Genomic DNA, 26,124 nt, shown 5'->3' on the forward strand with positions numbered 1-26,124 from the left:
GTGGTGTAGGTCGGATTAGGCCCGAAGGGCCGTAATCCGACAACATTGTTGGCTGCACATGTCGGATTACGCGCAAGCGCTAAGCCGACCTACGCGAAGTCACGTGATGCAGCGCGATACCGATTAATTCGCCGTCGTAATCCGCTTCGCCGCCGCATCGAGGCCATCCTTGGTCGTCTGGCGGCCTTGCGTGATGTTTTCCAGCGCCGATTGCATCGACGACCAGAAGCGGCCCATTTCCGGGTTGTTCGGCATTGGGCGGCCCGCTTGCGCGCTTTCCATCGTCGCCTGGATGTTCGGATTGGCTTTCAGTTCCGCAAACAGCACTTTATTGGCTGGCGTACCCAGCGGGACGTCGGCGTTGATGGTTTTCAGGCCATTGATCTGCAGCATCTGGTTTTCCAGGAATTCCGTCGCCAGGTCCTTGTTCGGGCTGGCCTTGGAAATCATCGCGCCCAGCACGCCCACGAATGGGGTGGCCGTCTTGCCCGCCACGGTAGGGATCGTTGCCACGCCGAAGTTGATCTTCGACTTGCGCGCATTGTCCCATGACCATGGGCCGTTGATCATCATGGCGATCTTGCCCTGGTTGAAGCCCGCTTCCATCTCGGCGTAGCCGGCGCCCTTCGGCATGGCGCCGCTGTTGATCAGGGTCATCAGCGCATTCACGCCCGCTTGCGAGCCGGCATTGTTCACGCCCGTCTTGGCTGCATCGTAGCGGCCGTCGGACTTGACTTCAAACGGGAAGCCGCCGCCCGCACCCAGCAATGGCCACGTGAAATAGGTGTTCGTGTAATCCCACAGGATGGCTTTCTTGCCTTGGGCGGACAATTTCTTGTCCAGCGCGGCGATTTCCTCGAAGGTTTTTGGCGGCGTCGGCACCAGGTCCTTGTTGTAGACGAGGGCGACGGCTTCGATGGAGATCGGGTAGCCCCAGGTCTTGCCGCTCACCGTGAAGGCGTTCCAGGCCAGCGGCAGGATGGCGGCGCGCGCTTCCTTGCTTGGCGTCAATGGTTGCAGCAAGCCGGCGTCGATCCAGGTGCCGATGCGGTCATGCGGCCAGATCCAGATGTCCGGGCCCTTGCCGGCGGCGGCCGCTTGCTGGAATTTGTTCGGCGCATCTTCCGGATGCTCGACGACGACCTTGATGCCCGTCTTCTTGGTGAATTCTTCGCCGACCTTGGCCAGGCCCTTGTAGCCTTTGTCGCCATTGATCCAGATCAGCAGGGTGCCTGCTTCGGCCGCGTTCCCCATGCTGACGGCGGCCAGGTTGCCGATGCCGGCCAGGGCGGCGGCGATCAGGGTGGTTTTGATGAAGCTGCGTTTCGGGTGCGTGAAGGACATGTCAATCTCCAGTATCTTTTTTTATGCTAAGTTTATGTTGAGTATCAAGGCTGAAACGATACAACCAGGCCAGGCGGCGCCTGTAGCGCCTGGCCCCTTAAAGCCGGGTGTCAGGTACGGGTCTGGCCATGCTCGTCGAACACGTGGACGCGGGCGGGCGCCACCTGCAGCGCCACGGATTGGCCAATGGCCCAGTCCGTCTCCGCATCGGCGCGCACCACCAGCGGCTCGTCGCCGCCTGCTACGTGCACGTACAGATAGCTGATGTCGCCCAGTTTTTCCACGGCCTGCACGGTGGCCGTGATGGCGGCCGTGGCGCCGGGCGCGCATGCCTGCACGTGCTCGGGACGCGCGCCGACGGTGACGGGGGTGCCGCTGGCCAATGGCTGCGTCAACACGGCCTGCAGCATGCCGCCCGCGTTGGTGGCGATGGTGGCCACGCCGTCGACGTAGCTGTGGATCTTGCCCTTGAGGAAATTCATGCGGGGCGAACCGAGGAAACCGGCCACGAACAGGTTGGCGGGGTGGTGGTACAGCTCGAGCGGCGCGCCCACCTGCTCGATGCGGCCCGCGTTGAGCACGACGATGCGGTCGGCCAGGGTCATCGCTTCGACCTGGTCATGCGTGACGTAAATCATGGTCGAGCGCAATTCGCGGTGCAAGTTCGCCAGTTCGATGCGCATCTGCACGCGCAGCGATGCGTCGAGGTTCGACAGCGGTTCGTCGAACAGGAAGACGTCGGGCTTGCGCACGATGGCGCGGCCGATGGCCACGCGCTGGCGCTGGCCGCCCGACAAGTCCTTCGGTTTGCGTTCCAGCAATGGTTCGATGCGCAGGATTTGCGCGGCGCGCTGCACGGCGTCGGCGATTTGCACCTTGCTCATGCCGGCCAGTTTCAGGCCGAAGGCCATGTTCTGCGCCACGCTCATGTGCGGGTACAGGGCGTAGCTCTGGAACACCATGGCGATGCCCCGTTTGGCGGGCGGCACGTCGTTCATGCGGGTCTTGCCGATGAACAAGTCGCCGCCGCTGATTTCTTCCAGGCCGCATATGCTGCGCAACAAGGTGGATTTGCCGCAACCCGACGGGCCCACGAAGACCATGAATTCGCCGTCCGCGATCTCCAGGTCGATGCCGTGCAGGGTTTGCACGTCGCCATATGCCTTCTTCAGCCCTGCTAATTTCAGTCCTGCCATGTCGTCCTCACTCTCACTGAATGTGCCTGGCCAAATCTGCTGCGCGTCGAGATTTGCGGCTGGCGATGCTCACTGTGCGTTCGCACAGCTGCGCTTCTCAGCCACAACTCTCATCCGCTCGCTACGATTTTGCCAAGCACCGATACTCTGTTGTTCGGCCCCGCTGATGCGCGGGGCTCGTTATTGTAATTGGCGGCATGGCCGCCAAAGCCTGCGATTTACGCCAGGGTGCCGAACCAGCCGCCATGCGGGGGCAGGATGATCTGCTGGCCATCTTTATTACCTGGCAAGCCGTGACCGGCCAGGTCGGCCGCCGGCGCCGCGTCTGGCCAGGCGAAGGTGACGGCTTCCGTGCCCAGGTTGAAGGCGGCCAGGACCGACGGTTGGCCGGGCAAGTCGCGGCGCAGGGCCAGCACGGGTTCCGGCGCATCGAAGAAACTGATGTCGCCGCGCAGCAATTGCGGCAGGGTGCGGCGCCAGGCGAGGATATTCTGCGCAAACTGCAGCGGCGAGCCGCTATCGCGCGCTTCGACGTCAGCGGCGCGCGCCAGGTGTTCGGGCGGCACGGGCAACCAGGGTTTTGCCGTGCTGAAGCCGCCGTGCGGCGCACCGGCCACCCATGGCATCGGCGTGCGGCAGCCGTCGCGGCCCTTGAACTGGGGCCAGAACGGGATGCCGTACGGGTCTTGCAGCGCTTCGAAAGGAATGTCCGCTTCCGTCAGGGCCAGCTCGTCGCCCTGGTACAGGCACGGCGTGCCTTTCAAAGCGGCCTGCACGGCCAGCACCACCTTGGCCAGCGACGGCGACGGATTCTCGCCACCCCAGCGCGTCATGACGCGCACGCTGTCGTGGTTGCCCACGGACCAGGAAGCCCAGCCGTCGGCCACTTGCGCTTCGAACTCTTCCACTTGCTTGCGGATGTGGGCGGCCGAAAACTCCGCCGTCAGCAAGTTGAAGCTGTAGGCCATGTGCAGCTTGTCGGCGCCCGTGTAGGCCGCCATCGTGGCCAGCGCATTGTCGTCGCCCACTTCGCCGATGGAAACGGCCTGGTATTCATCGAGCACGGCGCGCACGCGCTGCAGGTAGGCGATGTTTTCCGGCTGCGTCTTGTCGTACACGTGCGCCTGCATGCCGTAGGGATTGATGGCCGATACGCTGCTGGCATCGCGCTGCGCGGCTGGCGGATTGTCGCGCAGCAACTGGTCGTGATACGGGAAGTTGCAGGAATCGAAGCGGAAGCCGTCGACGCCGCGCTCGAGCCAGAAACGCAGATTGTCCAGCTGGGCCTGCTGCACGGCCGGATTGTGGAAGTTCAGGTCGGGCTGGCTGACGAGGAAATCGTGCAGGTAGTACTGGCCGCGGCGCGGCTCCCATTGCCAGGCCGAACCGCCGAACACGGACAGCCAGTTGTTCGGCGCCGTGCCGTCCGGCTTCTGGTCGGCCCACACATACCAGTCGGCCTTGGGATTGTCGCGGCTGGAGCGGCTTTCCACGAACCACGGATGGGTGTCGGACGAGTGCGACAGCACCTGGTCGATCATCACTTTCAAGCCCAGTTCATGGGCGCGGGCCACGAGGCGGTCGAAATCGGCCAGGGTGCCAAACATCGGGTCGACGTCGCAGAAATCAGCCACGTCGTAGCCGAAGTCCTTCATCGGCGACGTGAAGAAGGGCGAGATCCATACGATGTCGGCGCCCAGGGCAGCGATGTAATCGAGCTTGGAGGTAATGCCGGGCAAGTCGCCGATGCCGTCGCCATTGCTGTCGAGGAAGCTGCGTGGATACACCTGATAGATGACGGCGCTGCGCCACCAGTCGGCGGGCAGATGGGCGAGATTGTTCTGGATGGTCGGCATGAATGATTTCTTAAAAGTTGCCTGTAGCGTTGGCTATCAGGGCGGCGCTGCTGGTTGGTAGGCGAACGTCTTATTTTAAAATTCAAAGCGCTTTGGGTATGAAATGAGTATAGTTCAAAGCGCTTTGAAAAGTAAAGCGATACACGCGCCAGACATACGATTTTTTTATGAGGGTGATTCAGGACAACAAGATGGCGCCGCTGGCCAGGCGGCCGGCGGCGCAGGGAGGCGGAAAACGCCTAGTTCGGCACGGGTCCCGCCGACTCGCCCGGCAACAGTTCGCACGGCCACAGTTCCTGCAAATCGGTGACGGACGTGCCATCCATCTGCGCCAGCAGCATGTTGATCATTTTCGCGCCGGCGCCGCGCGGGTCGGGCTGGACGATGGTGGTGACGTTGTGGCCGGCCAGGGAATCTTCCATCACGCCCCAGACGATCAGCGACATCTCGCGGCCGATGCTGATGCCCGCGTCGAGCAGCGCGCGCACGGCGCCCACGCCCGACATGTGATTGTCGACGATGACGGCCGTGGGGCGGGGCGAGCGGGCCAGCAGGCGCTGCATGGCCTGGTAGCCGGCGCGGCGGTCGTGCGCGTTGTCGACCAGATTGTCCGGATCGACGGCCAGGCCGCCCGCCTGCATGGCGTGCTGGAAACTCTCGACGCGCTGGCGCACGAAGTTCAGGTCAGGCGTGGCGCTGATCAGGCCGATGCGCTGGTGGCCCAGCTGCGCCAGGCGCTCGACGGCCAGGCGCATGCCCGCCTCGTTGTCATAGTCGAACCACGCATGCGGCTGGTTCAGCTGCGTGCGGCCATGCGCGACGAAGGGCATGCCCTGCTGCGCCAGGTAGGCGATGCGCTCGTCGAACGGTTTCGTGCGCCCGACGATCAGGCCGTCGATGCGGCGGCCCTTGACCATGCGTTCATAGGTGTGGAACTCGTTGGTGGCCGAGGCGGGCGCGATCATCATGTCCATCTGCTGCGCTTCCAGCGCTTCCGACATGCCGCCCACGATGTCGATGAACATGGGGTCGGCGAGGTCGTTCGGCATCAGCGGGTAGATGATGCCGACGATATTCGTGCGCCCCACGGCCAGGCTGCGCGCCATGGGATTGGGGCGGTAGCCGGCCGCCTGCGCGGCGGCCAGTACCCGCTCGCGCGTGCGTTCGCTCACTTCCGGATAGCCATTCAAGGCGCGGCTGACGGTGGTTTCGGATATTCCTAGCGTTTTGGCGAGATTTTTGAGGTTCATGGATGCTGCAGTCGGGGTGGATCGGGAGCGGTGCGGTGCCGTGCAATGCAGGGTAGTTTATCTGATAAATGCCGGAATGATCAGGGGTATGGCAAGCGGCGGCGGCGCCCAAAAAAATACGCGGGCAAACCCAGGGGCGCCCGCGCTAAAAGAGGATACTGCTGAATCACTACATTGAAGCTGCCGGCCATCGCGTGCAGCGGCGAAATGGTGGGTCCGGTTACTACCTGCCCCTGAATGAGCGGGCGGTGCTGCTGCCAGTGGCTGGCGCCTTGCGGCGTCAGCCAGTGTTGGATGCCTCTGATTAATAAAGAGCTCTTACCACCACGACTCGACCTGGAAGCCGATCGAGCTGCCATTGGTCTTGCCACCAAACACGCCCGTCGACGACAGCGCCGATTCCGCGGCGGCGGCCGACTGGGCCGCCTTGTTCCATTTGGCGTAGGTGTAGAAGGCGCGCAGCACGGGGCGCGACCAGAAGCTGTTGCCGGCCGACAGTTGCGGCGCGAACGTCAGCTTGGTGAGATTGCGGCTTTCACCGCCTTCCGGCTTGACGATGTCGTGGCCCAGTTCCACGGCCAGGCTGTAGTTGTCCGTGAAGTGGTAGACGGGGCGCGCGCCGATCGACGTCCATTTGCTGCTCACGCCTGCCGTTTCCTTGTCTTCATAGACAAAGGTGCCCATGCCCGACCACGCGCCTTTGGGCTGGATCATGATCTGTTCCGTCAGGCGCACGACCTTGTCATCCTTGCCGGCGCCCAGGCTGAAGCCGCCCGTATTGGCGGCGCTGCCTTTGCCGTACTGCAATGCCACCTTGTTGAAGCCGCCCAGCAGATTGCCTTGCGTATGCATGACAGTCAGCAAGTGGCCGCTGGCGATGGGGGCGGCGCCCTGCGCATTGCGTTTCTGGTTGAATTGCAGGCCCAGCGTCAGTTCGCCATCGGGGTTGACCTTGATGCCGGAGAAGCGCAGGTCGTGGGACAGGCCCATGCGCTTGCTGTCGCCGTCATCGGCCGTGCGCACGATGGCGTAGGCCAGCTTGGCGGCGCCCAGGTCGATGTTTTCCAGGCCGGCGCCCGGGCCGCTGTTATTCCAGAAGTAGTAATCGGTGATGTGCACGTCCTGGCGGTCGTAGTAGCGCTTGCCCACCCAGGCGCGCGCTTCGGCGAAGGCGCCCGTGCCGATCTTGTCCGCCACCACGTTCATTTCGCGCCACGACGGGTCCGATTGCTCCCAGTCCTGGTTCTGGTTGACGGAGAACGCCACCAGGGTGTTGATGCGGAAGGTGGTGCCATTGGCGGCTTTGAAGGCTTCGCCGCCGAATTTCAACTCGCCGTAGGTTTCGCACTCATTGCCCAGACGATACTTGGACGAGGCGCCGGCCAGGCCGAAACACGCTTCCTTGCCGCCTTCGCTGCTGGTGCCGAAGCCCGAGCGGATGTAGCCGCCGAAATCGATAGGCAGGGCGGCCTGGGCGGCCGAAGCGCTCAAGGCCAGCGCCACGGCGGCAGGCAAAGTTTTCAAGAAATGTTTGTTCATTGCGTCTCCAGTGTTTTTATAGGTGTGGGATCGGTGCGCATAACTTCGCACAACCAAAGCGCTTTAGTTATGTTTCAAAGCGCTTTGAGTATAGTTCAAAGCGCTTTGATAAGTAAACTCGTTTTGCTTCTGGAAATTTATGACGTGTTGCGGAGAAACATCAGGGCGGGCGGCGGCGCGTGGGCGCCGCCGTGTACGGCAGGAGGAACGGTGATGGTCGTGACTTATTGCTGCGCCTTGCAGGCGGGCAGGGCGGCCGCGTCCGTTGCTGCACCAGTTGGATGACGCAAAAAGGCCAGGATCAGCAGGGCCGAAGCCGTCGTAATGCTGGCCAGCACATACAGCAGGTGGCGGAAGGCGGCGCCATACGCTTGCGCCAGTTCGGCGGCGCCGGCCTGCGGCAATAGTTCACCGGCATGGCGCAGCTCGCCCAGCGCCAGGAAGGGCGCGGCCAGCGCCGCCTGCTCCGGGGCGAGGCCGGATACTTTGCCCAGGGCCGCCATCGCCAGCGTGCCCAGCAGTGCGCTGACGATGGCCAGCGCCAGGCTTTCACCCGCCACGCGCGTCGTATTGAAGATGCCGGCCGCCATGCCTGCCCGTTCGACGGGCACGACGCTGATGGCCAGACCATCCATCAAGCCCCACGGCAGGCTGATGCCGCAGCCGATCAGCAGCAGCGGCCCGATCAAGGTGGCGGGCGATTGTCCCGGCGCACAGGTGGATAGCCACAGCAGGCCGCCGGCCGCCAGCAGCAAGCCGCTGGCGCAAATGTGCGCGGCGGCAAGGCGCTGCGCCGCCATGCCGGCCAGGACCGGCAGCACCAGCATGGGCGCGGACAGGGCGATCATCATGCGTCCCGCTTCGAGTGCGCTGTAGCCTTCGATGCCGATGAAGCGGGCCGGCAGCAATACCAGCAGCACGACAAAGGAAAACGCGGGCGCGGCGGCCAGCAGTTGCACGCCGGCAAAGGCAGGCAGGCGGAACAGGGTCAAGTCCAGCATGGGCCGCGCGGCGCGCCGCTCCACGCGGATGAAAATGGCCAGCAGCAAGGCCGCGCCACCGAGCAGTCCCAGGCTGGCGGCGCTGCTCCAGCCACTGTCGGGTGCCTGCAGCAAGCCATAGGTAAACAAGGACAGGGCGCCGGTAAACGTCAGGGCGCCGGGCCAGTCGACGCCTTGCGCCTGCGGGTCGCGCGATTCGCGCATGGCGAGCGCGGCGGCCAGCAGGGCGGCCAGGCCGGCCACGGCCGTGCCGATAAAAATGGCGCGCCAGCCCGTGTGCGTGATCAGGGTGCCTGCCAGGAAGGGACCGAAGGCCAGGCCCGTGCCGAAGGCCGTGCCGATCAGGCTGAAGGCGCGCGCGCGGGCGGGCCCGTCGAATTCCTGCGCCAGGGCCGCCAGTCCACTCGACAGGGCCATGGCGCAACCGAGGCCCTGGACGGCGCGCAGCACGTCGAGCCACACAATGCCGGGCGCGGCTGCCAGTGCCAGCGCGGCGGCGGAAAACACGCCCAAGCCCAGCAGGAAGACGCGCTTGCGGCCATAGCGGTCGGCCAGCGCGCCGGCCACCATCAGGCAGCCGCCAAAACTGAGCATGAAGGCGTTCGTGATCCACGCCAGCGCCAGCGGCGTGCCGTGCAAGTCGGCGGCGATGGCGGGAAGGGCGATGGCCGGCCCCGTAAAACTGAGCGGCATGCAGAGCGCGGCCAGGCAGACGGCGGCGAGCACGAAGGCGCGCCGGGCGACAGCTGGTTCCGGGGCTTGCGCGGGGAGAGTGGTATCCATGGGAATGATTCCAGAAAGAGGGAATCCGATGATAATATGGACGCAATCAATGAAAAAGTGGCTAAAAATCCACTCATAACGGACAAATATTCCCCAATGGCTATGACATGGATAATCTGAACGGCATTGCCGCCTTCGTGCGCGCGGCGGAAACTTCCAGCTATGTGGCGGCCGGCCGGTTGCTCGGCGTGTCGGCCTCGGCCGTGGGCAAGAGCGTGGCGCGGCTGGAAGAAAAGCTGGGTGTGCGCCTGCTCAACCGCAGCACGCGGCGCATCAGCCTGAGCAACGAGGGGGCGCTGTTCTACGAACGCTGCCAGCGCATCCTGGCCGACCTGGGCGATGCCGAGGCGGAACTGTCGCACCTGGCCGAGGCGCCGCGCGGCAAGCTGCGCGTCAGCCTGCCCGTGATCGGCTACCGCATCATCCTGCCCTTGCTGGCCGAGTTTACGCGGCTGTATCCGGAGATCGAGCTCGACCTCGATTTCAACGACCGCCTCGTCGACGTGGTGGCCGAAGGCGTCGACGTGGCCGTGCGCAGCGGTACCTTGACGGATTCGCGGCTGATGGCGCGCGAACTGGGGCCGTTTGCCTTTGCCATCGTCGGCTCGCCCGCGTATTTCGCCCGCCACGGCGTGCCGGCCACGCCGCGCGCGCTGGAAGGGCATGCCTGCGTGCGCTATAAATTCCCCACCACGGGCAAGTTGCAGGAATGGGCGCTGCAGCGCGCCGAGGGCGACAGCGGCGGCGAGTTGCGCTTGCCGACCGCCTTGACCTGCAACAATATCGAAGCCTTGATCGGCGCCGCCACGCAAGGCGTGGGTCTCGCTTATTTACCTGACTTTATCGTGCGCGACGCCATCGCGCGCGGTGAATTGCAAGCCGTGCTGGCCGGCTACTTGCTGCACTCAAGCAAGTTCTGGGTGCTGTGGCCGTCAAGCCGCCATCTGTCGCCCAAAATTCGCGTCTTTGTTGACCATTTGTGTACCCACCTGCATTTCACTTCGCTCCCTCCCAAGCCTGCCTCACTCCCTTGATGTCCCTTGCCCCCGCGCCGGGAGCGGCTTGGGGAATACTCCTACCCCAAAGCGATTATTCTTAACGCCACCGAATTTATATTTGCTGCGCTGCATCAAGCCATGCCGCACGGCATCAACTTATGGCCTTGCTGAATACCCGTCATTCGTTATGGAAATTGCCATAAGGAATTTATTTATGTTAATTTCATATCTGTTTCTGCAGCATTGCATTTGCCGGACGGTTGCAGGGACATGTGCAGGATTAGGCGCCATCAGCGTGTAGTAACCAACAATTAAGGGATGATCATCCCGTTCCGTTCAGGGAGTGTGCATGAAGACAGTCACGACGATACCGCCGGATCCGGCACCAGCCGCGACAGCGAAACCGGCCCGCAAAACGGGGCTGCTGCTCGGTGGCGGTGCACCAAATTCCACCTTGATCGCCGGTGCCCTGGCCGCGTTTCTCGATGAGGGTATCGAGTTCGACGTCATTTCCGCCTCGGGCGCGGGCGTGTTGATGGGCTTGCTTTACACGACGCCGCACGAAGCCGCGCCGCGCCAGGCCTTGCAAAGCTGGGCCGACACGGGCGTGGCCGATAGCATCTACAAGATGATCCCGATCAACTACAAGGTGTTCCAGAAGCCGGGCATGCACGCGAGCACTTTCCGCGACGCCTTCCAGCCGCCGGCCAACAATCCTTTTTTTCAGGCGTTCCAGCAAACGTTTGCGGGCGTGCCCACGGCCTGGTCGGACTGGGGCAAGCTGATGGTGTCGTCACTGTCGCCGTCGGATCTGTCGGCGAAAAGCCTGGGCCTGTGCGCGCATTTGCCCTTCCTGGAAAAAGCCGTGGATTTTTCGGGCGTGGCGCGCATGCGTCCCGATTTCTACATCAATGCCTACAACCTCAGCGAGCACCGCATGCAAATCTGGGGCAAGCACGAGATCGAACCGATCCATGTGCGCGCGGCCCTGTCGTTCCCCTTCCTGTATGCGCCCACGACCATCGGGGGCGACGACTACATCGAAGGCGCGGCCCTCGATACGCTCAATTTCGATCCGTTTATCGAAGGCAAGGGCGAGCACCATGACGCCGACACCCTGGTCATCCTCGACATCCTCGGCGACGAACGCCTGCTGCGCAAGCCGCGCAACCTGTATGACGCCTGGGTGCGCTCCATCATCACGCCGCTGGTGAAGATTTCCAAGAGCGAGTTGCGCCTGTTTGAACTCGAGCACAACACGGATGCGCGCACGGGCCAGCCCAAGCGACGCCTGCTCAAGCTCGACCTGATGGGAGGCATCCCGGAGCAGCACTGGCCCGACACTCTGGACTGGTCCAGCTCGAACATGCAACTGCTGTTCGACGTGGGCCACAAGGCGGGCCTGGCGTTTTGCCGCCAGCATGGTGACTTGCTGCGCCGCACTCCCGACGCTTCCCCGCTGGCGGCCTGATCGCCGGCAAGCGATCCCGGCCACCCGATCGGCAGCTCTTATCCCGCCTGGCCTTGCCAGGCCACCTTTTTACTGTGACACACCATGAATATCACCAAGCAATTAATTCTGACCCTGACCATCGCCTTGCTGGCCCTGCTATTGCTGGGCGCGGGCGGCGCCATCCAGCTGCAGCGCGCCCAGGAGCGTTTCGATACCGTGCAAAACCGCATCATCCCCAGTATCCAGGGCTTGAATGCGGCCAAGGGTTTCCTTGCCGATTCGCGCCTGGCCGGCTACCGCCTGTCCGTGTTCTCCAACCTGGCCGACAAGACGGCGCTGGACAAGGCCGTGGCCGACGCCAACACGAATTTCGACAAGGTCATCGCCACCTACCGCGCCGAGCGCCTGTATGACGCGACGGACAGCAAGATGCTCGACGCCGACCAGGCCGCCATGGAAGCTTACCGCCGCGCGCTCGTGCCATTCTTTGCCGCCGCCTACGCGGGCGACATGGATGGCGTGCGCGCCACCTTGCTGGCCGGCACGCCGCTGGCCATCACGGCCGCCGCCGCCAAAAAGAGCATGGATGACCATATCGCCTACAACAACAAGCTGGTCGACGATGTAAAAGCGGAAAGCCTGGCTGCCTATGACACGGCGTTCAACACCATGCTGGCCGTGCTGGGCGTGGCCGTGCTGCTGACGGGCGCGCTGGCCTGGCATATCTACCGCACCATCAGTGGCGGCCTGGGCAATATCGAACATACATTGGAGCGTGTCAGCGCTTCGCTGGACCTGTCCGCCGCCATGCCCGTCGAGCGCATGGATGAAGTGGGCCGCACGGCCACGGCCTTCAACAAGTTCCTGGAGCGCATCGTCGGCGTAATCGCCACCGTGCGCGCCTCGGCCGATACGGTCAGCGTGGCGGCCGCGCAGATTTCCGCCGGCAACGCGGACTTGTCCGTACGCACGGAACAGCAGGCGTCATCGCTGGAAGAAACGGCGTCCAGCCTGGAAGAACTGACCTCGGCCGTGCGCCAGAATACGGACAATGCGCGCCAGGCGAATACCCTTGCCGTGTCCGCCTCGGACGTGGCCCGCAAGGGCGGCGCCGTGGTGGCGCAAGTGGTCGGCACGATGGGCTCGATCAATGAGTCGGCGAAGAAGATCGCCGACATTATTGGCGTGATCGACGGCATTGCCTTCCAAACCAACATTCTGGCGCTGAACGCGGCCGTGGAAGCGGCCCGCGCAGGCGAGCAGGGCCGTGGCTTCGCCGTGGTCGCCACCGAGGTGCGCAACCTGGCGCAGCGTTCGGCGGCGGCCGCCAAGGAAATCAAGGGCTTGATCGAGGATTCCGTGGATAAAGTCAACACGGGCAGCGCGCTCGTCGACCAGGCGGGCGCGACGATGGAAGAAATCGTCGCCAGCATCCGCCGCGTAACGGACATCATGGGCGACATCGCCAACGCCAGCCACGAGCAAAGCGCCGGCATCGAGCAGGTGAACCAGGCCATTTCGCAAATGGACCAGGTCACCCAGCAAAACGCGGCCCTGGTGGAAGAGGCGGCCGCCGCGGCATCCTCGCTGCAAGACCGTGCCGTGGAACTCGTCGACGTGGTGGCCGTGTTCCGCCTGCGTGGCGACGCCAAGGAAAAATCATTGAAAGTGGCGGGTGGCTTGCCGGCCCCGGCAACAGCTGCCGCCAGCCGGCGCCTGGCCTTGCCGGGCCGCAGTGCTCGAGGTTAAATCTTTTGACCGCCCCGGTTCATTTAATGGGCGGTATTCGGAAAAAAGCGTAGGTATCCAGCGATGTCAGGTCCGCCTCCAGCAATTTTATCTTTTGGATGGAGTCGGCCTTCGTTGACTGCTACTTCTTCAAAGTCAAACGGACTGATTCCTTCCAGACAGGCCACATTGATCCCGAATTGATCGGGTTTTGACCGGCGTTGGTGATGTGTGTATATCCCGCATTTTGAGCAAAAATAGTGCTTCGCTTGCATGGTGTGAAACTGATAAAGGGTGAGCAATTCCTCTCCAGAAGTGATCTCTATATCCTGAAGCGCCGCAGAAACCGCTATCGCACCGCGCATGCGGCAATAGGAGCAGTTGCAGCGCCGTGCTGTCTTGAGCCCGTCGCTAAGTCGAACTTGAAATCTTACAGATCCACAATGGCATGAACCTCGTAACTTTCCATCAGTGCTTTTCATTTTTTTCCTTACAATGACGGCTTGTGTCCGAACACGGCCTTCAATCAAAGACAATCCGCTGCCCCAGCTCGAATTGATTCTCATGGCAATAAAACAGGATAAGCGGCGTGTCCTTCGAATAGATCATCGCGTCGTCACGTGACGGTACAAAAATATCCGACCAGTTCTCGACCAGGAACACACTGCTGCAGACGAAGCATGCGTCTTCTCCAAACACCACCACGACCTGCTGAATTCCTGGCACGCGCTCCCGTAACCAGCTGGTTGCGATGGCCACGTCGTCTCCGAAGGCGAATCGCTCGATGGAATCAACGGTGTTACTGTTCAAGCCGAGATGCGTCTTCGAGTCATGCAGACCCACCAAATCATAGGCACGGCGAGCATCCGCGGCATCAAGCCAGACGATATCGGCCGAGTGATGTTTTAGCTCCTCAACCCGCCAATGTGTTTTGTTTATCATCTTTCAACATCCAAGGTGCCCTGGGCAGCGTTTCTAGGGTAGCATCGTGCCCAGGTGTGAATACATGCCTTGTCATTTGTTTGTATAGTCAGAATGCAATTATATTGATATTAATAGGGAGATACCCGCTGATGCAAATCGAAGAAAGCATCCACATTGCCGTCCCGCCCACGGTCATCGATCAAATCTGGAGCGAGGTCGACCGATGGCATCAGTGGGATCCGGATACCAAGCAAGCCCGGCTCAATGGGCCATTTGCGGTGGGAACACATGGCCGTATCGTTCCCAGCAAGGGGATGGGCATTCCGATGCTCGTCACGGAGCGCTCGGCGGGCCGCTCGTTCACCGTCGAAGGCTACATTCCTTTGTTCCGCATCCATTTCGAGCACACGGTGCTTGCCGCAGATGGCGGATCGGAAGTCGTTCACCGCGTGTGGTTCACCGGAGCGCTTGCCTTTTTGTTCGGGCCAGGCGTCGCCAGGCAAGTCCGGGACGGGCTTCCCAGGACGATGCGCTCGCTCAAGGCCTATGCCGAGAAGCGCAACGAGACTCTCCATGACGGTGAGGCGGCGGGGCTGGCGCGGCAGCAGCCTGATAGATAGTTTCCCGTCGTCAATTCCTTGCAAACTGCCGCGTCAAATTAACGTGCCCTTCCTGTCATGATGGAATACAATTCCTGCGTGGCAGCCAGCTTGCCTGGCAAGGCCGGGCACGGCGTCACGCTTTGACCTCGGAAAGATGTTTGCTTATGACTCTGCAGTTCCACCTGCCGAATGTACCTTGTGCGCCTTGCGCGCCATGCAGTCGGTCCCAGCCACTCGGTTCCCTGTTTGCCCTGACCCTGTTTTGCCTGATGCCAGCGGCGTCCGCGATAGCGGCTGCGCCCGCCAGCAGCGGCGTGATGCTGGAAGAGCTGACGAGCACGGAGTTGCGCAGCCGTATCGACCACGGCGCCACGACCGTGCTCGTGCCGATAGGCGGCGTCGAGCAGAGCGGGCCGTATATCGCGCTGGGCAAGCACAATGTGCGCGCCGGGCTGCTGGCGCGGCAGATTGCGCAAAAGCTGGGCAATACCATCGTCGCGCCCGTCGTTTCCTACGTGCCGGAAGGCGCGATTGTTCCGCCGGCCGGCCACATGCGCTTTGCCGGCACCATCTCGATTCCGCCCGCCGCCTTCGAAGCCGTGCTGGAAGGGGCTGCCGCCAGCCTGCGCCAGCATGGTTTCCGCGACATTATCTTCCTCGGCGACCATGGCGGCTATCAAAAAAACGAACAGAACGTGGCCAACAAGCTGAACCGCTCATGGGGCAAAGCCGCCACCGGCAAGGACGCGCGCGCTTATGCCTTGCTCGACTACTATGACATCACGCAGACGGCGTATATTGCCGAGCTGCAAAAGCGCGGCCACAGCAGCGCCGAGATCGGGCTGCACGCGGGCTTGGCGGACGCGGCCCTGATGCTGGCGACGGACCCGTCGCTGGTGCGCAGCGAGGCCATGGCCCATGGCCCCAAGCCTGGCGTCGCGGACGGCGTGCGCGGCGACGCCACGCGGGCCACGGCTGAACTGGGCCAGATCGGTATCAAGCTGCAGGTGGACACCTCGGTGGCCGCTATCAGGCAGCTGCTGCAACGTAATAAATAAATCTTCCGCTGGAAGTGCTGAACTTCCGGCTTTTGCAACGAAATGACGCGAAATCACATGAAAAAAATGCAACGACGCTCCATCGTCACCTTGTCCGCCCTGGCTGCCGCACTGGCCGGCCTGGGCGTGGCCAGCCAGGTCATCGGCGCCAGCACGCCGGCCCCAGTTGCCGCCGCGCCGGCCGCCGCCTATTCGCCGCTGCCGGGCATGCCGCCGCTGGTGGACCCGAAGAACGTGTACGGCAGCATCGCCAGCAGCAATATGAGCGCCGTCGTCAAGGATCACCTGCGCCGCGTGTACGTGCCCAATCTGCGCTCGAACGACGTGTACGTGATCGACCAGGACAGCCTGAAAGTGGTCGACAAGTTCAAGGTCGGCAGCGGCCCGCAGCACGTCGTGCCGTCGTGGGATTTGCGCACCCTGTGGGTGGCGAACAATGCCGAGCGCACGGACAAGGGCAGCCTGACGCCGATCGACCCTTTGAGCGGCAAGCCGGGCAAGGAAGTGCCTGTCGATGACCCCTACAATATGTATTACACGCCGGACGGCAAGTCGGCCATCGTCGTGGCCGAAGCGCGCCACCGCCTCGATTTCCGCGATCCGAAGACCATGGCCGTGCAGTATTCGATCGACACGCCCCAGTGCGGCGGCATCAACCATGCGGACTTTTCGAATGACGGCCGCTATGCCATGTTCACCTGCGAATTCGACGGCACCATCGCCAAGATCGACCTCGTGGGCCGCAAGGTCGACGGCTACCTGAAATTGCAGATGCCGGCCAAGCGCTTTGCCGAGTCCGGTCCCGTGGGCGGCCCGGCGAATGAAATCTGCAGCGTCAAGAAAGGCATGCCGCAAGACATACGCATCTCGCCGGACGGCAAGAAATTCTTTATCGCCGACATGGACGCCGACGGCGTGCACATCGTCGATGGCGCTACCTTGAAGGAAATCGGCTTCATCCAGACGGGCGTGGGCGCGCACGGCCTGTATCCTAGCCGTGATGGCAAGAAATTGTACGTGGCCAACCGCGGCACGCACCGCATCCACGGCAAGCCGAAAGGCAAGGGCAGCGTGAGCGTGATCGATTTCGCGACGGAAAAAGTCGTGTCGAACTGGCCGATTCCCGGCGGCGGCAGCCCCGACATGGGCAATGTGTCCGCCGACGGCAAATACCTGTGGCTGTCCGGCCGTTTCGACGACGTGGTCTACCGCATCGATACGAACAGCGGCGACGTAGCCAAGGTGAAAGTCGGCCAGGAACCGCACGGCCTGACCGTGTGGCCGCAGCCGGGGCGCTATTCGCTCGGTCATACGGGCAACCTGCGCTAGGCAGGGGGCATGGCGTTCCTGGGGGAGCCGCGCCGTATCTGTTGCTGCAATTGCTTAAAATGCAATATTGGCGCATACTGCGTTTTCTATTCCACTACCTCCAGGGAACGCCATCATGATTCTTGATCACATCGGTTTGACTGTCAGCGATGCACCGGCCAGCAAGGCTTTCTTTGCGGCCGCCCTGGCGCCCCTGGGCGTCTCGGTGGTAATGGAAGAGCAGGGCTGGGTAGGCATGGGCAAGGATGGCAAGCCCGATTTCTGGTTCGGCGCGGGCGGCACGCCGCAGGCCGGCATGCATCTGGCCTTCGCGGCGGCCAACCGCGCCCAGGTGGATGCGTTTTACCAGGCCGCGCTGGAAGCGGGCGGCAAGGATAACGGCGCCCCCGGCATCCGCGCCCTGTATCATCCGAATTACTATGGCGCTTTCGTGCTGGGACCGGACGGTCACAATGTCGAAGCCGTTTGCCACCATCCCGAGCCGTGAGGCCGGACAATACCTGAAGAGAGCAGCATGAAGCACAGCGCCACCCTGTTTGCCGACGATGCCGGCCGCTATGCCTACGTCAAAGCGGGTTTTTCCTGGCCGGCCCTGTTCCTGGGCTCGTTCTGGGCCGTCGCCAAGCGCCGCTGGTGGCTGTTGCTGCTCATGCTGGCCATGGATGCGTGCCTGTGGTTTGGCAGCCATCTGGCGACCGAACTGCGCATCGGCCCGATGATGCTGTTGATGGCCGCCGCGGAGATCAGCTATTTGCTGGCGCGTGGCTGGTATGGCAACCGCTGGCTGGAGGCTTCGCTGCGCAGCCATGGCTACAAGCCCGTCGTGCCGGGCGCGGGCGTCGCTGCTTGAGCGTGCCTGGCACAGATTTTCCTCCTTGTTACTGACGTTTGCCAAGGGCCAGCCGTCCAGCCCACACTTTCTGCGCAGCCTTGCGCACCTTTGATCTAGATCATCCCTCACCTGCAGTGCTCACGTAGCCTTGGGACTCGCGTTGCAAAGCATCTTCCCCACCAACCGGATATGTTTTTTCGCGTTTCGTGGCCTAGCCCGGCCGTCTGTCTGAACGTTCGACAGCCGGTGGTGCCGCCATCCGTTTATGTCCACCCAACCGCTATTTAATGAGGAACTCCATGTATCCATATTCCCGTAGTGTTACCCCCGCCGCCAAGAACCACCTGGAAGCGCAACTGGCTTTCTTCAATGGCCTGTCGAAGTCGCTGTTCCAGTCGGTGCAGCACTTCAGTGACCTGAACATGCAGCTGGCGCAAGGCTTGCTGGAAGAAACCACGGTCACCAGCCAGAACCTGTTGACGGTCGAGCGCGCTGAAGATGTGTTCCAGGTGGCTGCCGCCTCGGGCCAGCCAGCCGCCGAGCAACTGCGCAAATATCAGCAACAGGTATCGCGCCTGGCGGCCGATACGCAAGTCGAACTGGCCAATGTGGCAGAGCGTCATGTGAATGAAACGAGCCGCACCGCCAAGGCCCTGGCCGAAGAAGTGGCCCGCACGGCTTCGGAAGAAACGGAGAAAAACGTGCGCAAGCAGCAGGAAGCCATGCAGCGCATCGCCGAACCGTTCCAGGCCTATCATCAGAACGGCGCCAACCGCGACCAGCAACGCGGTGCGCAAAGCCGTGACGGTCAAAGCCTGCAAAGCGCCGGCCACCAGGGCAGCCAGCAGTCGGCAGGCAGCGAAGGCTCGGCCAGCGGCAGCACATCGCAAGCGGGCTCCGCACAAAGCAAGAGCAGCAGCGCCAGCCGCAAGGAGTAAGCGCGAGTTGCTTGCCGCTGAGTCGCATCGCGCGGGCCGAGCCTTTGGGCCTTGATATGTGGCCAACTATGCGTCGGGCCGGCAAGCATCGTGCGTAGTGATCCGGGCACAGCGCCCGCCCTTCACGGGGCGGGCGTTTTGTCGTAGGCGTGCGGCTCGGGCGCCGGCGTGGCCGCGCCAGGCGGGCGGGAGGGCGAGGTCATGCTTGCCGACAAGGCCGTATCGGACAAGGGCAAGTCGCTCCCGCTGTTGGCGTCGATGAAGATGCTGACGGCGTCCAGGGTGGGCGCCAGCCTGCGCAAGGGGCCGGCCAGCGAGGCGACCAGGGTGGCGTGGCCCACGTGGTCGAAATAGGTTTCCGTCACGGGCCGGTGCAGCGCCCGCAAGGCTGTGGCCAGGCCGCCCGTGTTGCGTTGCGGATTGACCAGCTTGTCCTTGCCTGGCAACGGGGCGATCAGCAGGGCGGGCGGGGCGTCGGCCGTCACGTGGTGGATGGGCTGCGAAGCGGCGGGCGTGTCCGGGTAAAAGAAGACGGGGCGGGTGGTGGTGTTTTCGATGGGCAGGAAATCATAGGGGCCGGCCAGGCCTATCCAGCCCCGCAAGTCCTGCGGACGCATGCCGTGGCGCGCCAGCAGGCTGGCATCGAGCGCCAGCATGGCCGCATTGTAGGCGCCGGCGCTATGGCCCATGACGAACAGGCGCGTGGGGTCGCCGCCATGGCGGCGCGATTCCATCGCGGCCCAGGCCACGGCGCGGGCCGCATCCTGCAAGATCTCGGGGTAGTGCACGTCCGGATACAGCCGGTAGTCGGCGATCACGGCCAGGTAGCCGCGCGCCGCCAGCGCGTGGCCGACGAAGGCATAGTCGGCGCGTTCGCCCGTCGTCCAGTTGCCGCCATAAAAGAACACCACGACGGGCACGGGTCCCGTGCGGATCCTGGGGGCGTACACATCGAGCTTTTGTCGTGGCAGGGGGCCGTAGGCCAGGCCCCGCGTCACTTGCGAGGCGCTGCCGGACGACAAGGCATTGATGGCGGTCAAGGGCGAGCAGGCGGCCAGGCCGGCAGCGAGCGGGATGGCCGCCAGCAAGCCGAGCAGGGCAGTGCGCAGGATCGTCATGCAAGCTCCCGATGGTGGTGGTTGATGCTTGCAGTGTAGGCCAGGCTGGGCCGGGCGCACATGGGGAAGTTGCTTTCCAGCATAGATAAATGTTGCATGCGTCAATCAATCCTGTAACAGCCATTTGCGCGCCGTGGCGATGACGGCGTCCGACAGGGTGCGCGTGAGCGGCGTCTGGATATCCCAGGCATGCCAGGTCAGGGGCACGTCGAGCGCCTGACCTGCCGCCACGTCGACGAGCCTGCCGGCGGCCAGTGCCGTTTCCGCCTGCAGCAGGGGCACCATGCCATAAGCATAGCCCGCTTCGATGAAGCGCACGAAGTCGCGCGCCGAACCGAGCACATGGTGCGGATAGCGGCCCGTGTAGCCGAGCCGGTGCTGCAGGTAGCGCTCGTGCAGCGCATCCTTGCTGCCAAAGGTGATGGCGGGCGCCTGGCTGACGGCTTCCACCGTAAAGCCATGGGGAAACCATTGTTGCGCGAACGGGGGCGAGGCCACGCACAGGTAGCGCATGCCGCCCAGCGGCGTGGCCGTGGTGCCGGCCACGAGGTCGTTGGCGCTGGTGACGCAGGCAAACACGCGTCCTTCGCGCAGCTGGCTCAAGGTATGGTCCTGGTCGTCGAGGCGGATATCGAGCAGGCAGGACGGCGGCGACAGCAGCGGTCCCAGCGCTTCCGGTATCCACGTGGCGGCGCTGTCGGCGTTGACGGCGATGGCCAGCGCCGGCAATTGCGTGGTGGGGCCGGGCTGGGCATCGAGCGCCGCTTCGAGCAGCTTGACTTGCCGGTAGTGGGCGATCAGGCGCTGGCCCGCTTCCGTGGGCAGGGGCGGGTGGCTGCGGATGATCAGCAAGGTGCCTTCCAGGTTTTCCAGGGTGCGGATGCGCTGCGACACGGCCGGCTGGCTGATCGCCAGCGCTTGCGCCGCCTTTTCAAAACTGCCCAGGCCGATCACGGCGTCGAGGGCGGCCAATCCACGGTAATCGACGACGCGCATAAGTTTCTCTTATATATGGTTATAATCATTCATTATACTTATATTTACTTTTTCTTTACACTGTTGAAATAGGGTAACAACTCCACTCTGCCGCGCGGTCCTCCTGGTTCCGCACCACCCTCCACCTACCTCTGATGACTTTGCCTTTGCCGGCAGAGCGTGGGCGACCGTGCGCGTGATGGAAAGCAATGGAAAGGAATCGATATGGACAGCGCAATTTTCTTGAAAGGCATGGGGCTCGGGGCGAGCCTGATCGTGGCCATCGGCACGCAAAACGCCTTCCTGCTCAAGCAGGGGCTGAAGCGCCATTACGTGCTCACCTGCATCCTGGTTTGCCTGCTGTGCGACGCCATCCTGATCACGGCCGGCGTGGCCGGCATGGGTACGTTCATTGCCGACAACCCGAATTTCCTGCTGTGGGCCAAGGCCGGCGGCGCCACCTTCCTGATCGCCTACGGCTTGCGCGCGGCCAAGTCCGCCTGGCGCCCCACGGCCTTGACGGTGTCGGCCGCCAAGGCGCCCGAAGGCTACTGGGCCGTGATCGGCGCGGCACTGGCGTTCAGCCTGCTGAACCCGCACGCCTTCCTCGATACGGTCATCCTGCTCGGTTCGATCGGCGGCCAGCATGAAGGCGTGGGACGCTTCTACTTTGCCGGCGGCGCCATCATGGCTTCGGCCCTGTGGTTCTTCCTGCTGGGCTTTGGCGCCCGCTACCTGGCGCCCGTGTTTGCCAAGCCCATGGCCTGGCGCGTGCTCGACGGCATCATCGCCCTCGTCATGTGGGCCATCGCCGCCTCGCTGTTCCTGTAAGCGTGACAAGCGCCGCAGCCTGCCTGCGGCGCGCGGCAATTCCCCGTAAAATAGCCTTCAACTAGACGCTACGTTTTCCAGGAATGCCATGACCCAGACCACGCCAGACTCCCTGCACATCGTGTGCCCCCATTGCGACGCCGTCAACCGCTTGCCGGCGGCGCGGCTCGCGGAACAGCCCACTTGCGGCAAGTGCCAGAAGGATTTATTCACGGGCGAACCCGTGGACCTGGCCAGCGCCCGTTTCCTCAAGCATATCGAACGCAGCGACATTCCCGTGCTGGTGGACTTCTGGGCGCCCTGGTGCGGCCCATGCCGCAGCATGGCGCCATTTTATGTCCAGGCAGCCAAGACCCTGGAGCCGGCGTTTCGCGTCGTCAAGGTAAACACGGAAGCGTCGCCGGACATGGGCAGCCGCTTCAATATCCGCAGCATTCCCACCCTGGCCCTGTTCCGCAGGGGCGTGGAAGTGGCGCGCCAGCCCGGCGCCATCGATGCCAATGCCATCGTCGCCTGGGCGAGGGATAAAGCCCGTCTTTGAGCTGGCAGGAAAACCGTGGCGGTTTTCCATTTGACATTTAATATGGCGCCATATTATATTGCGCCTTATGATAAAACTTGAACAGAAATACACGGCCTTGCTCGGTGACGTGCAGCGCCGCGCGCTCGGCGCGGACACGCGGGCATCGATCGGGCGCTTGCGCCTGTGCTTTGAAGTGCTGGGCCTGGCGTCCGCCATCGATGGCGATTGCGCCGCGCGCCTGGGCCGGCATGGCTTGTCCGAAGGTAAGTTTGTCTTGCTGTCCCTGTTGCGCGACATGCCCGACGGCCTCTCGCCACACGCACTGGCCGAGCGGGCAGGCGTGACGCGCGGCACCATCACGGGCTTGCTCGACGGCCTGGAACGCGACGGTTTCCTCGCGCGCCATCCTGACCAGTTCGACCGGCGCAAGCTGTTCGTGCGCCTGAGCGCCAAGGGAAAAGCCGCCGCTGCGACCCTGGTCGACGAGCACGCACAGTGGATCGCCAGCCTGTTTGCCGACTTCACGCCGGCAGAAATGCAGCTATTGAGTACGCTGCTGGAAAAAGCCTGGCGCAAGACGGACCGGGGTGCGCCATGAGCCGCGGCGTCGCCGACATCGCGCCCGCGCGCCTGGCCCTGCTGAACGGGGGCAGCGTGGCCAGCGCCACCCTGACGGAAGGGCTGGCCATCGATTTCGCCCAGCTGCTGGCCGCGGCCGTGCCCGGTATTGGTGCCGCCCGCCTGGACCGGATGCGCGCGCTGGCGGCAGACGGCATCACCAGGCGCATGGCGCTGGCGGCGCAATTGCTGCTCGATGCACAAGTTGACCTGGCTGTGCTGCAAGCCCACCCATCCGACACGGTACGGGGATGGACCTGCTTTGCCATCGCCGCCCAGGCTGGCTTGACCTTGCCGCAGCAGCTGGCCGCCATGCGGCCGCTGGCCGACGATGGCCACTTCGGCGTGCGCGAATGGGCCTGGCTGGCGCTGCGTCCCCATCTGGCGGCGCATCTTGACGAGGCAATCGTCTTGCTGGCGCCGTGGACGGCGGACCCGTCGGAAAGAGTGCGCCGCTTTGCCTGCGAGGCGCTGCGCCCGCGCGGCGTGTGGTGCGCGCATATCGCCCGCTTAAAGGCGCAGCCGCAGCTGGCCTTGCCCGTGCTGCAAGCCTTGCGCGCCGATCCGGCCGTCTACGTGCAGGATTCCGTGGCCAACTGGCTCAACGATGCGGCCAGGAGCGAGCCGGACTGGGTGCGCAGCGTGTGTGCGCAATGGCTGCAGGAAAGCCCTGCTACTGCCACGCAGCGCATCTGCAAGCGCGCCCTGCGTTCGATTTCTTGATTTTTTGGAGGAAAACCATGCATTATCTGTTGGAACTGTACAGTCCGAAACCGGCCTGGCTGGCCCTCGACGCCGCCGCGCGCCAGGCGTATTTCGACAGGGTCGGCGCCGGCATGGCGGCCCTGTCCGGCATGGGCGCCGAAGCGCTGGCCATGGGCGCCATCGATGGCGGCAAGCTGCACGCGGCCGCCCGGCAATTCTATGCGGTCTGGCGCTTCCCGGACGAGGCGGCACTGGACGCCTTGCTGGCCGGCATCGCCGCCACGGGCTGGCACGATTATTTCGACACCATCAATGCGGCTGGCACGGCCGTGGATTTTGCTGGCCACCTGGCGCAATTGGCCACCGTTTAAGCGTACGGCGTTTTCCTTGCCGCTGCGGTAAAGTTGGCATTTTCATCCGATTACGACGTTGATGCCACTCAAACTGCTCTCCACCCTGTTGTTTGCCCTGGCGCCCATGCTGGCGTCGGCCGCTCCCGCCACCCCGCTAGCCCTCGTCGTCGCCGCCCGCAAGCAGGTGGGCGTGACCGTGCGGTACGACCCGCGCTACGAACGGCTCGCCTATCCGGGCGGCGACGTGCCGATGGAGCGGGGCGTGTGCACGGACGTGATCGTGCGCGCCTACCGCCAGCTGGGGCAGGATTTGCAGGTGCTCGTGCATGAAGACATGCGCAAGGCGTGGCAGGTGTACCAGCAGCAGGGGCGCTGGCAAATGAAGGGACCGGACCGCAATATCGACCACCGCCGCGTGCCGAACCTGGGCACGTATTTTGCCCGGCACGGCACCAGCTTGCCGCCAAGCAAGGAGGCGAACGCCTACCGCGCGGGCGACATCGTCACCTGGCGCCTGCCGGGCAACCTCACGCACATCGGCATCGTCAGCGACAAGCAGTCGTGGGGCGGCGTGCCGCTCATCATCCACAACATCGGCGAAGGCGCGCGCGAGGAAAATATTCTGTTCAGCTATACGATTACGGGGCACTACCGCTGGCAGCCCCGCTGACGGACACGGGCGCTATTTCCTGCAGGATCGCCAGCACCTTGGCCAGTGCCGTGTCGATATCGAGCTTGTCGATGGCGCCATAGCCGAGGAACAGGCCTTCGTGGCGGGCGGGGCCGTGGTAAAAGCCGGACAGCGCATACAGGCTGATGTCGGCCAGGCGCGCGCGGCGCTGCAATTCGACGACGTCGAGCGGCGCCTGGGCCAGGGCCGCCACGTGGAAGCCGGCGCTGGCCGGCACCAGGCGGAACCATGGCGCCAGCGGGCCGTTGAACCAGTGCAGCAAGCGCTCGCGCCGGCCCGCATAGATGTCGTGGCAGCGGCGGATGTGGCGCAGCAAATGGCCGTCGGCGATGAACTTGGCCAGCGCATGCTGGCCCAGGCTGGCCGTATGGTAGTCGCTCAGGTATTTCACCGTCTGCACGGCGGCTACGATGGCTTGCGGCAGCACCACATAGCCGAGCCGCAGTTCCGGCAGCATGATCTTGGAAAAGCTGCCCACGTGGGCGACGACGCCATAGCGGTCCATGCTTTGCAGGGAATCTTCCGGCCGGCCCTCGTAGCGGAAAGCGCTGTCGTAATCGTCCTCGATGACAATGGCGCCTAGCTGTTGCGCCCGTTCCAGCAAGGCATGGCGGCGCGCCATGCTCATCGGCATGCCCAGTGGAAATTGATGCGCGGGCGTGACGTAGATCAGCCGTGTGCCATCCGGGATTTGCCCGACGATGAGGCCATCCTCGTCCACTTCGATGCCCACCACGTGCGCTCCCTGGCTGGCGAACACGGCGCGCGCCACCGGGTAGCCGGGTTCCTCCACGACTACCGTGTCGCCCGGTTCCAGCAGGGTCTGCGCCAGCAGGTGCAAGGCTTGCTGCGCGCCGCTGGTGACGAGCACCTGTTCCTCGGTGCAATGGATGCCGCGGCTGAAGGCGGCATGGCCGGCGATCGCCGCGCGCAGCGAGGGCAAGCCTTCCACGGGACCATAGCGGCCGCGCGCCTGGCCACCCTGACGCAGCGCGTGCAGCATGCAGGCGCGCCATTCATCTTGCGGGAAGTGCGCGGGCGTGGCGCGTCCGCCGATGAAGGCGTAGCGCGCCGGCGTTTCCTGGCTGGCGCGGCGCAAGGGCGTGGACGTCGCTTCCCAGCGGGCGATGCGCTGCGCGCTGGCCAGCGGCGTGCTGGCGTGGCGGCGCTGCGGCGAGGCGTGCGGCGTCTGCACGAAGCTGCCCACGCCCACTTTGCCGACCAGCAGCTTTTCATAACCGAGCTTGTCATATACGTCGGACACCGTCTTGCGCGACAGGCCCAGCTGGCTGGCCAGCAGGCGCGAGGGCGGCAATTGCTGGCCGTCCGCCAGCCGGCCCGAGCGGATGGCTTCGCTGAGCTGGCGGTACAACTGGCCGCCCAGGTCGCGCGTGCCGTCGATCAGGATGTGTAATTCCATGGTGTGTCTGCTGGTGGTCTGCTGTTTTTCGGGAAGATTGGCCTGCCGCGCGCTCTTCT

26 protein-coding genes are annotated in these 26,124 nt (G+C 63.8%); 15 read left to right on the top strand and 11 right to left on the bottom strand.

What is annotated here, in order from left to right; all coding sequences use genetic code 11:
- Positions 1 to 123 precede the first annotated feature (123 nt).
- From malE to BLU39_RS10560, 6 genes are all read right to left on the bottom strand, one after another.
- Positions 124 to 1,344 carry a maltose/maltodextrin ABC transporter substrate-binding protein MalE gene (gene malE, locus BLU39_RS10535; protein WP_175539261.1) on the bottom strand — a complete coding sequence of 407 codons (1,221 nt, stop codon included), beginning with the start codon at positions 1,342 to 1,344 and terminating at the stop codon, positions 124 to 126.
- Positions 1,345 to 1,454: 110 nt separating this feature from the next.
- Positions 1,455 to 2,540, bottom strand: a complete 1,086-nt coding sequence (locus tag BLU39_RS10540) for an ABC transporter ATP-binding protein (RefSeq protein ID WP_092712688.1) — start codon at positions 2,538 to 2,540, stop codon at positions 1,455 to 1,457.
- A 218-nt stretch (positions 2,541 to 2,758) separates the two neighbouring features.
- The gene (locus tag BLU39_RS10545; RefSeq protein ID WP_092712691.1) at positions 2,759 to 4,396 is read right to left on the bottom strand and encodes an alpha-amylase family glycosyl hydrolase; all 1,638 of its coding nucleotides are present in this window, start codon (positions 4,394 to 4,396) and stop codon (positions 2,759 to 2,761) included.
- A gap of 239 nt (positions 4,397 to 4,635) precedes the next feature.
- The gene (locus BLU39_RS10550) at positions 4,636 to 5,646 is read right to left on the bottom strand and encodes a substrate-binding domain-containing protein (RefSeq protein WP_092712694.1); all 1,011 of its coding nucleotides are present in this window, start codon (positions 5,644 to 5,646) and stop codon (positions 4,636 to 4,638) included.
- A gap of 318 nt (positions 5,647 to 5,964) precedes the next feature.
- A complete protein-coding gene (locus tag BLU39_RS10555; RefSeq protein ID WP_092712696.1) occupies positions 5,965 to 7,185 on the bottom strand; it encodes a maltoporin in 1,221 nt (406 codons plus the stop codon).
- 224 nt (positions 7,186 to 7,409) lie between these two features.
- Entirely contained in the window at positions 7,410 to 8,969 is a 1,560-nt protein-coding gene (locus BLU39_RS10560; protein WP_092712698.1) for an MFS transporter, read from the bottom strand.
- 107 nt (positions 8,970 to 9,076) lie between these two features.
- Between BLU39_RS10560 and BLU39_RS10565 the strand changes: the two genes are divergently transcribed.
- From BLU39_RS10565 to BLU39_RS10575, 3 genes are all read left to right on the top strand, one after another.
- Positions 9,077 to 10,003, top strand: a complete 927-nt coding sequence (locus BLU39_RS10565) for a LysR family transcriptional regulator (protein ID WP_092712700.1) — start codon at positions 9,077 to 9,079, stop codon at positions 10,001 to 10,003.
- Between the two features lie 313 nt (positions 10,004 to 10,316).
- Positions 10,317 to 11,438, top strand: coding sequence for a patatin-like phospholipase family protein (locus BLU39_RS10570; RefSeq protein WP_092712702.1), 1,122 nt, complete (start codon positions 10,317 to 10,319; stop codon positions 11,436 to 11,438).
- An 84-nt stretch (positions 11,439 to 11,522) separates the two neighbouring features.
- A complete protein-coding gene (locus tag BLU39_RS10575; protein ID WP_092712704.1) occupies positions 11,523 to 13,169 on the top strand; it encodes a methyl-accepting chemotaxis protein in 1,647 nt (548 codons plus the stop codon).
- Between the two features lie 23 nt (positions 13,170 to 13,192).
- Here BLU39_RS10575 and BLU39_RS10580 read toward each other — a convergent pair whose 3' ends face one another.
- Both BLU39_RS10580 and BLU39_RS10585 read right to left on the bottom strand, forming a co-directional pair.
- On the bottom strand, positions 13,193 to 13,630 hold the full coding sequence (locus BLU39_RS10580) for a GFA family protein (protein ID WP_082127679.1): 438 nt from the start codon (positions 13,628 to 13,630) through the stop codon (positions 13,193 to 13,195).
- A gap of 40 nt (positions 13,631 to 13,670) precedes the next feature.
- The gene (locus BLU39_RS10585) at positions 13,671 to 14,090 is read right to left on the bottom strand and encodes a hypothetical protein (protein ID WP_092712706.1); all 420 of its coding nucleotides are present in this window, start codon (positions 14,088 to 14,090) and stop codon (positions 13,671 to 13,673) included.
- A gap of 131 nt (positions 14,091 to 14,221) precedes the next feature.
- Here BLU39_RS10585 and BLU39_RS10590 point away from each other — a divergent pair, with 131 nt between their 5' ends.
- From BLU39_RS10590 to BLU39_RS10615, 6 genes are all read left to right on the top strand, one after another.
- On the top strand, positions 14,222 to 14,692 hold the full coding sequence (locus BLU39_RS10590; RefSeq protein ID WP_092712708.1) for an SRPBCC family protein: 471 nt from the start codon (positions 14,222 to 14,224) through the stop codon (positions 14,690 to 14,692).
- A 251-nt stretch (positions 14,693 to 14,943) separates the two neighbouring features.
- The gene (locus BLU39_RS10595; protein ID WP_092712710.1) at positions 14,944 to 15,732 is read left to right on the top strand and encodes a creatininase family protein; all 789 of its coding nucleotides are present in this window, start codon (positions 14,944 to 14,946) and stop codon (positions 15,730 to 15,732) included.
- Between the two features lie 57 nt (positions 15,733 to 15,789).
- On the top strand, positions 15,790 to 17,061 hold the full coding sequence (locus BLU39_RS10600; RefSeq protein WP_092712712.1) for a YncE family protein: 1,272 nt from the start codon (positions 15,790 to 15,792) through the stop codon (positions 17,059 to 17,061).
- Between the two features lie 115 nt (positions 17,062 to 17,176).
- The gene (locus tag BLU39_RS10605; protein ID WP_198511120.1) at positions 17,177 to 17,548 is read left to right on the top strand and encodes a VOC family protein; all 372 of its coding nucleotides are present in this window, start codon (positions 17,177 to 17,179) and stop codon (positions 17,546 to 17,548) included.
- 27 nt (positions 17,549 to 17,575) lie between these two features.
- Positions 17,576 to 17,911, top strand: a complete 336-nt coding sequence (locus tag BLU39_RS10610; RefSeq protein WP_092712714.1) for a hypothetical protein — start codon at positions 17,576 to 17,578, stop codon at positions 17,909 to 17,911.
- A gap of 281 nt (positions 17,912 to 18,192) precedes the next feature.
- On the top strand, positions 18,193 to 18,831 hold the full coding sequence (locus BLU39_RS10615) for a phasin family protein (RefSeq protein ID WP_092712716.1): 639 nt from the start codon (positions 18,193 to 18,195) through the stop codon (positions 18,829 to 18,831).
- A gap of 122 nt (positions 18,832 to 18,953) precedes the next feature.
- Here the strand turns inward: BLU39_RS10615 and BLU39_RS10620 are convergent, their stop codons facing one another.
- Positions 18,954 to 19,949, bottom strand: coding sequence for an alpha/beta hydrolase (locus BLU39_RS10620; protein ID WP_092712718.1), 996 nt, complete (start codon positions 19,947 to 19,949; stop codon positions 18,954 to 18,956).
- A 105-nt stretch (positions 19,950 to 20,054) separates the two neighbouring features.
- Entirely contained in the window at positions 20,055 to 20,945 is an 891-nt protein-coding gene (locus tag BLU39_RS10625; RefSeq protein WP_092712720.1) for a LysR family transcriptional regulator ArgP, read from the bottom strand.
- Positions 20,946 to 21,149: 204 nt separating this feature from the next.
- On the opposite strand from BLU39_RS10625, the gene BLU39_RS10630 reads away from it, so the two are divergent.
- From BLU39_RS10630 to BLU39_RS10655, 6 genes are all read left to right on the top strand, one after another.
- On the top strand, positions 21,150 to 21,755 hold the full coding sequence (locus BLU39_RS10630) for a LysE/ArgO family amino acid transporter (protein ID WP_070218259.1): 606 nt from the start codon (positions 21,150 to 21,152) through the stop codon (positions 21,753 to 21,755).
- 88 nt (positions 21,756 to 21,843) lie between these two features.
- Positions 21,844 to 22,296, top strand: coding sequence for a thioredoxin TrxC (gene trxC, locus BLU39_RS10635; RefSeq protein WP_092712722.1), 453 nt, complete (start codon positions 21,844 to 21,846; stop codon positions 22,294 to 22,296).
- Positions 22,297 to 22,366: 70 nt separating this feature from the next.
- Positions 22,367 to 22,876 (top strand): MarR family winged helix-turn-helix transcriptional regulator, encoded by a 510-nt coding sequence (locus BLU39_RS10640; RefSeq protein WP_198511278.1) that lies wholly within the window; start codon positions 22,367 to 22,369, stop codon positions 22,874 to 22,876.
- Positions 22,873 to 23,619, top strand: coding sequence for a DNA alkylation repair protein (locus BLU39_RS10645; protein ID WP_092712726.1), 747 nt, complete (start codon positions 22,873 to 22,875; stop codon positions 23,617 to 23,619). Before BLU39_RS10640 ends, BLU39_RS10645 begins: the two co-directional genes overlap by 4 nt.
- 17 nt (positions 23,620 to 23,636) lie before the next feature.
- Positions 23,637 to 23,972: a DUF6616 family protein gene (locus BLU39_RS10650; RefSeq protein ID WP_092712728.1), complete on the top strand. Its 336-nt coding sequence runs from the start codon at positions 23,637 to 23,639 to the stop codon at positions 23,970 to 23,972.
- Between the two features lie 61 nt (positions 23,973 to 24,033).
- Entirely contained in the window at positions 24,034 to 24,624 is a 591-nt protein-coding gene (locus BLU39_RS10655) for a DUF1287 domain-containing protein (RefSeq protein ID WP_092712730.1), read from the top strand.
- Here the strand turns inward: BLU39_RS10655 and BLU39_RS10660 are convergent.
- Complete coding sequence (locus BLU39_RS10660; RefSeq protein ID WP_092712732.1) at positions 24,593 to 26,065, bottom strand: MocR-like pyridoxine biosynthesis transcription factor PdxR; 1,473 nt, start codon at positions 26,063 to 26,065, stop codon at positions 24,593 to 24,595. The two genes, BLU39_RS10655 and BLU39_RS10660, sit on opposite strands and share 32 nt — an antisense overlap.
- Between the last annotated feature and the right edge of the window lie 59 nt (positions 26,066 to 26,124).

This window comes from Janthinobacterium sp. OK676 (assembly GCF_900103595.1).
GTDB lineage: Bacteria > Pseudomonadota > Gammaproteobacteria > Burkholderiales > Burkholderiaceae_D > Janthinobacterium.

Coding starts and splice junctions, on each gene's coding strand:
- BLU39_RS10615 (WP_092712716.1), top strand. CDS start 18,193: ATGTATCCATATTCCCGTAGTGTTACCCCCGCCGCCAAGAACCACCTG.
- BLU39_RS10595 (WP_092712710.1), top strand. CDS start 14,944: ATGCCAGCGGCGTCCGCGATAGCGGCTGCGCCCGCCAGCAGCGGCGTG.
- BLU39_RS10555 (WP_092712696.1), bottom strand. CDS start 7,185: ATGAACAAACATTTCTTGAAAACTTTGCCTGCCGCCGTGGCGCTGGCC.
- malE (WP_175539261.1), bottom strand. CDS start 1,344: ATGTCCTTCACGCACCCGAAACGCAGCTTCATCAAAACCACCCTGATC.
- trxC (WP_092712722.1), top strand. CDS start 21,844: ATGACCCAGACCACGCCAGACTCCCTGCACATCGTGTGCCCCCATTGC.
- BLU39_RS10600 (WP_092712712.1), top strand. CDS start 15,790: ATGAAAAAAATGCAACGACGCTCCATCGTCACCTTGTCCGCCCTGGCT.
- BLU39_RS10575 (WP_092712704.1), top strand. CDS start 11,523: ATGAATATCACCAAGCAATTAATTCTGACCCTGACCATCGCCTTGCTG.
- BLU39_RS10585 (WP_092712706.1), bottom strand. CDS start 14,090: ATGATAAACAAAACACATTGGCGGGTTGAGGAGCTAAAACATCACTCG.
- BLU39_RS10660 (WP_092712732.1), bottom strand. CDS start 26,065: ATGGAATTACACATCCTGATCGACGGCACGCGCGACCTGGGCGGCCAG.
- BLU39_RS10560 (WP_092712698.1), bottom strand. CDS start 8,969: ATGGATACCACTCTCCCCGCGCAAGCCCCGGAACCAGCTGTCGCCCGG.
- BLU39_RS10630 (WP_070218259.1), top strand. CDS start 21,150: ATGGACAGCGCAATTTTCTTGAAAGGCATGGGGCTCGGGGCGAGCCTG.
- BLU39_RS10590 (WP_092712708.1), top strand. CDS start 14,222: ATGCAAATCGAAGAAAGCATCCACATTGCCGTCCCGCCCACGGTCATC.
- BLU39_RS10565 (WP_092712700.1), top strand. CDS start 9,077: ATGGATAATCTGAACGGCATTGCCGCCTTCGTGCGCGCGGCGGAAACT.
- BLU39_RS10605 (WP_198511120.1), top strand. CDS start 17,177: ATGATTCTTGATCACATCGGTTTGACTGTCAGCGATGCACCGGCCAGC.
- BLU39_RS10570 (WP_092712702.1), top strand. CDS start 10,317: ATGAAGACAGTCACGACGATACCGCCGGATCCGGCACCAGCCGCGACA.
- BLU39_RS10655 (WP_092712730.1), top strand. CDS start 24,034: ATGCCACTCAAACTGCTCTCCACCCTGTTGTTTGCCCTGGCGCCCATG.
- BLU39_RS10550 (WP_092712694.1), bottom strand. CDS start 5,646: ATGAACCTCAAAAATCTCGCCAAAACGCTAGGAATATCCGAAACCACC.
- BLU39_RS10650 (WP_092712728.1), top strand. CDS start 23,637: ATGCATTATCTGTTGGAACTGTACAGTCCGAAACCGGCCTGGCTGGCC.
- BLU39_RS10620 (WP_092712718.1), bottom strand. CDS start 19,949: ATGACGATCCTGCGCACTGCCCTGCTCGGCTTGCTGGCGGCCATCCCG.
- BLU39_RS10545 (WP_092712691.1), bottom strand. CDS start 4,396: ATGCCGACCATCCAGAACAATCTCGCCCATCTGCCCGCCGACTGGTGG.
- BLU39_RS10625 (WP_092712720.1), bottom strand. CDS start 20,945: ATGCGCGTCGTCGATTACCGTGGATTGGCCGCCCTCGACGCCGTGATC.
- BLU39_RS10645 (WP_092712726.1), top strand. CDS start 22,873: ATGAGCCGCGGCGTCGCCGACATCGCGCCCGCGCGCCTGGCCCTGCTG.
- BLU39_RS10540 (WP_092712688.1), bottom strand. CDS start 2,540: ATGGCAGGACTGAAATTAGCAGGGCTGAAGAAGGCATATGGCGACGTG.
- BLU39_RS10580 (WP_082127679.1), bottom strand. CDS start 13,630: ATGAAAAGCACTGATGGAAAGTTACGAGGTTCATGCCATTGTGGATCT.
- BLU39_RS10610 (WP_092712714.1), top strand. CDS start 17,576: ATGAAGCACAGCGCCACCCTGTTTGCCGACGATGCCGGCCGCTATGCC.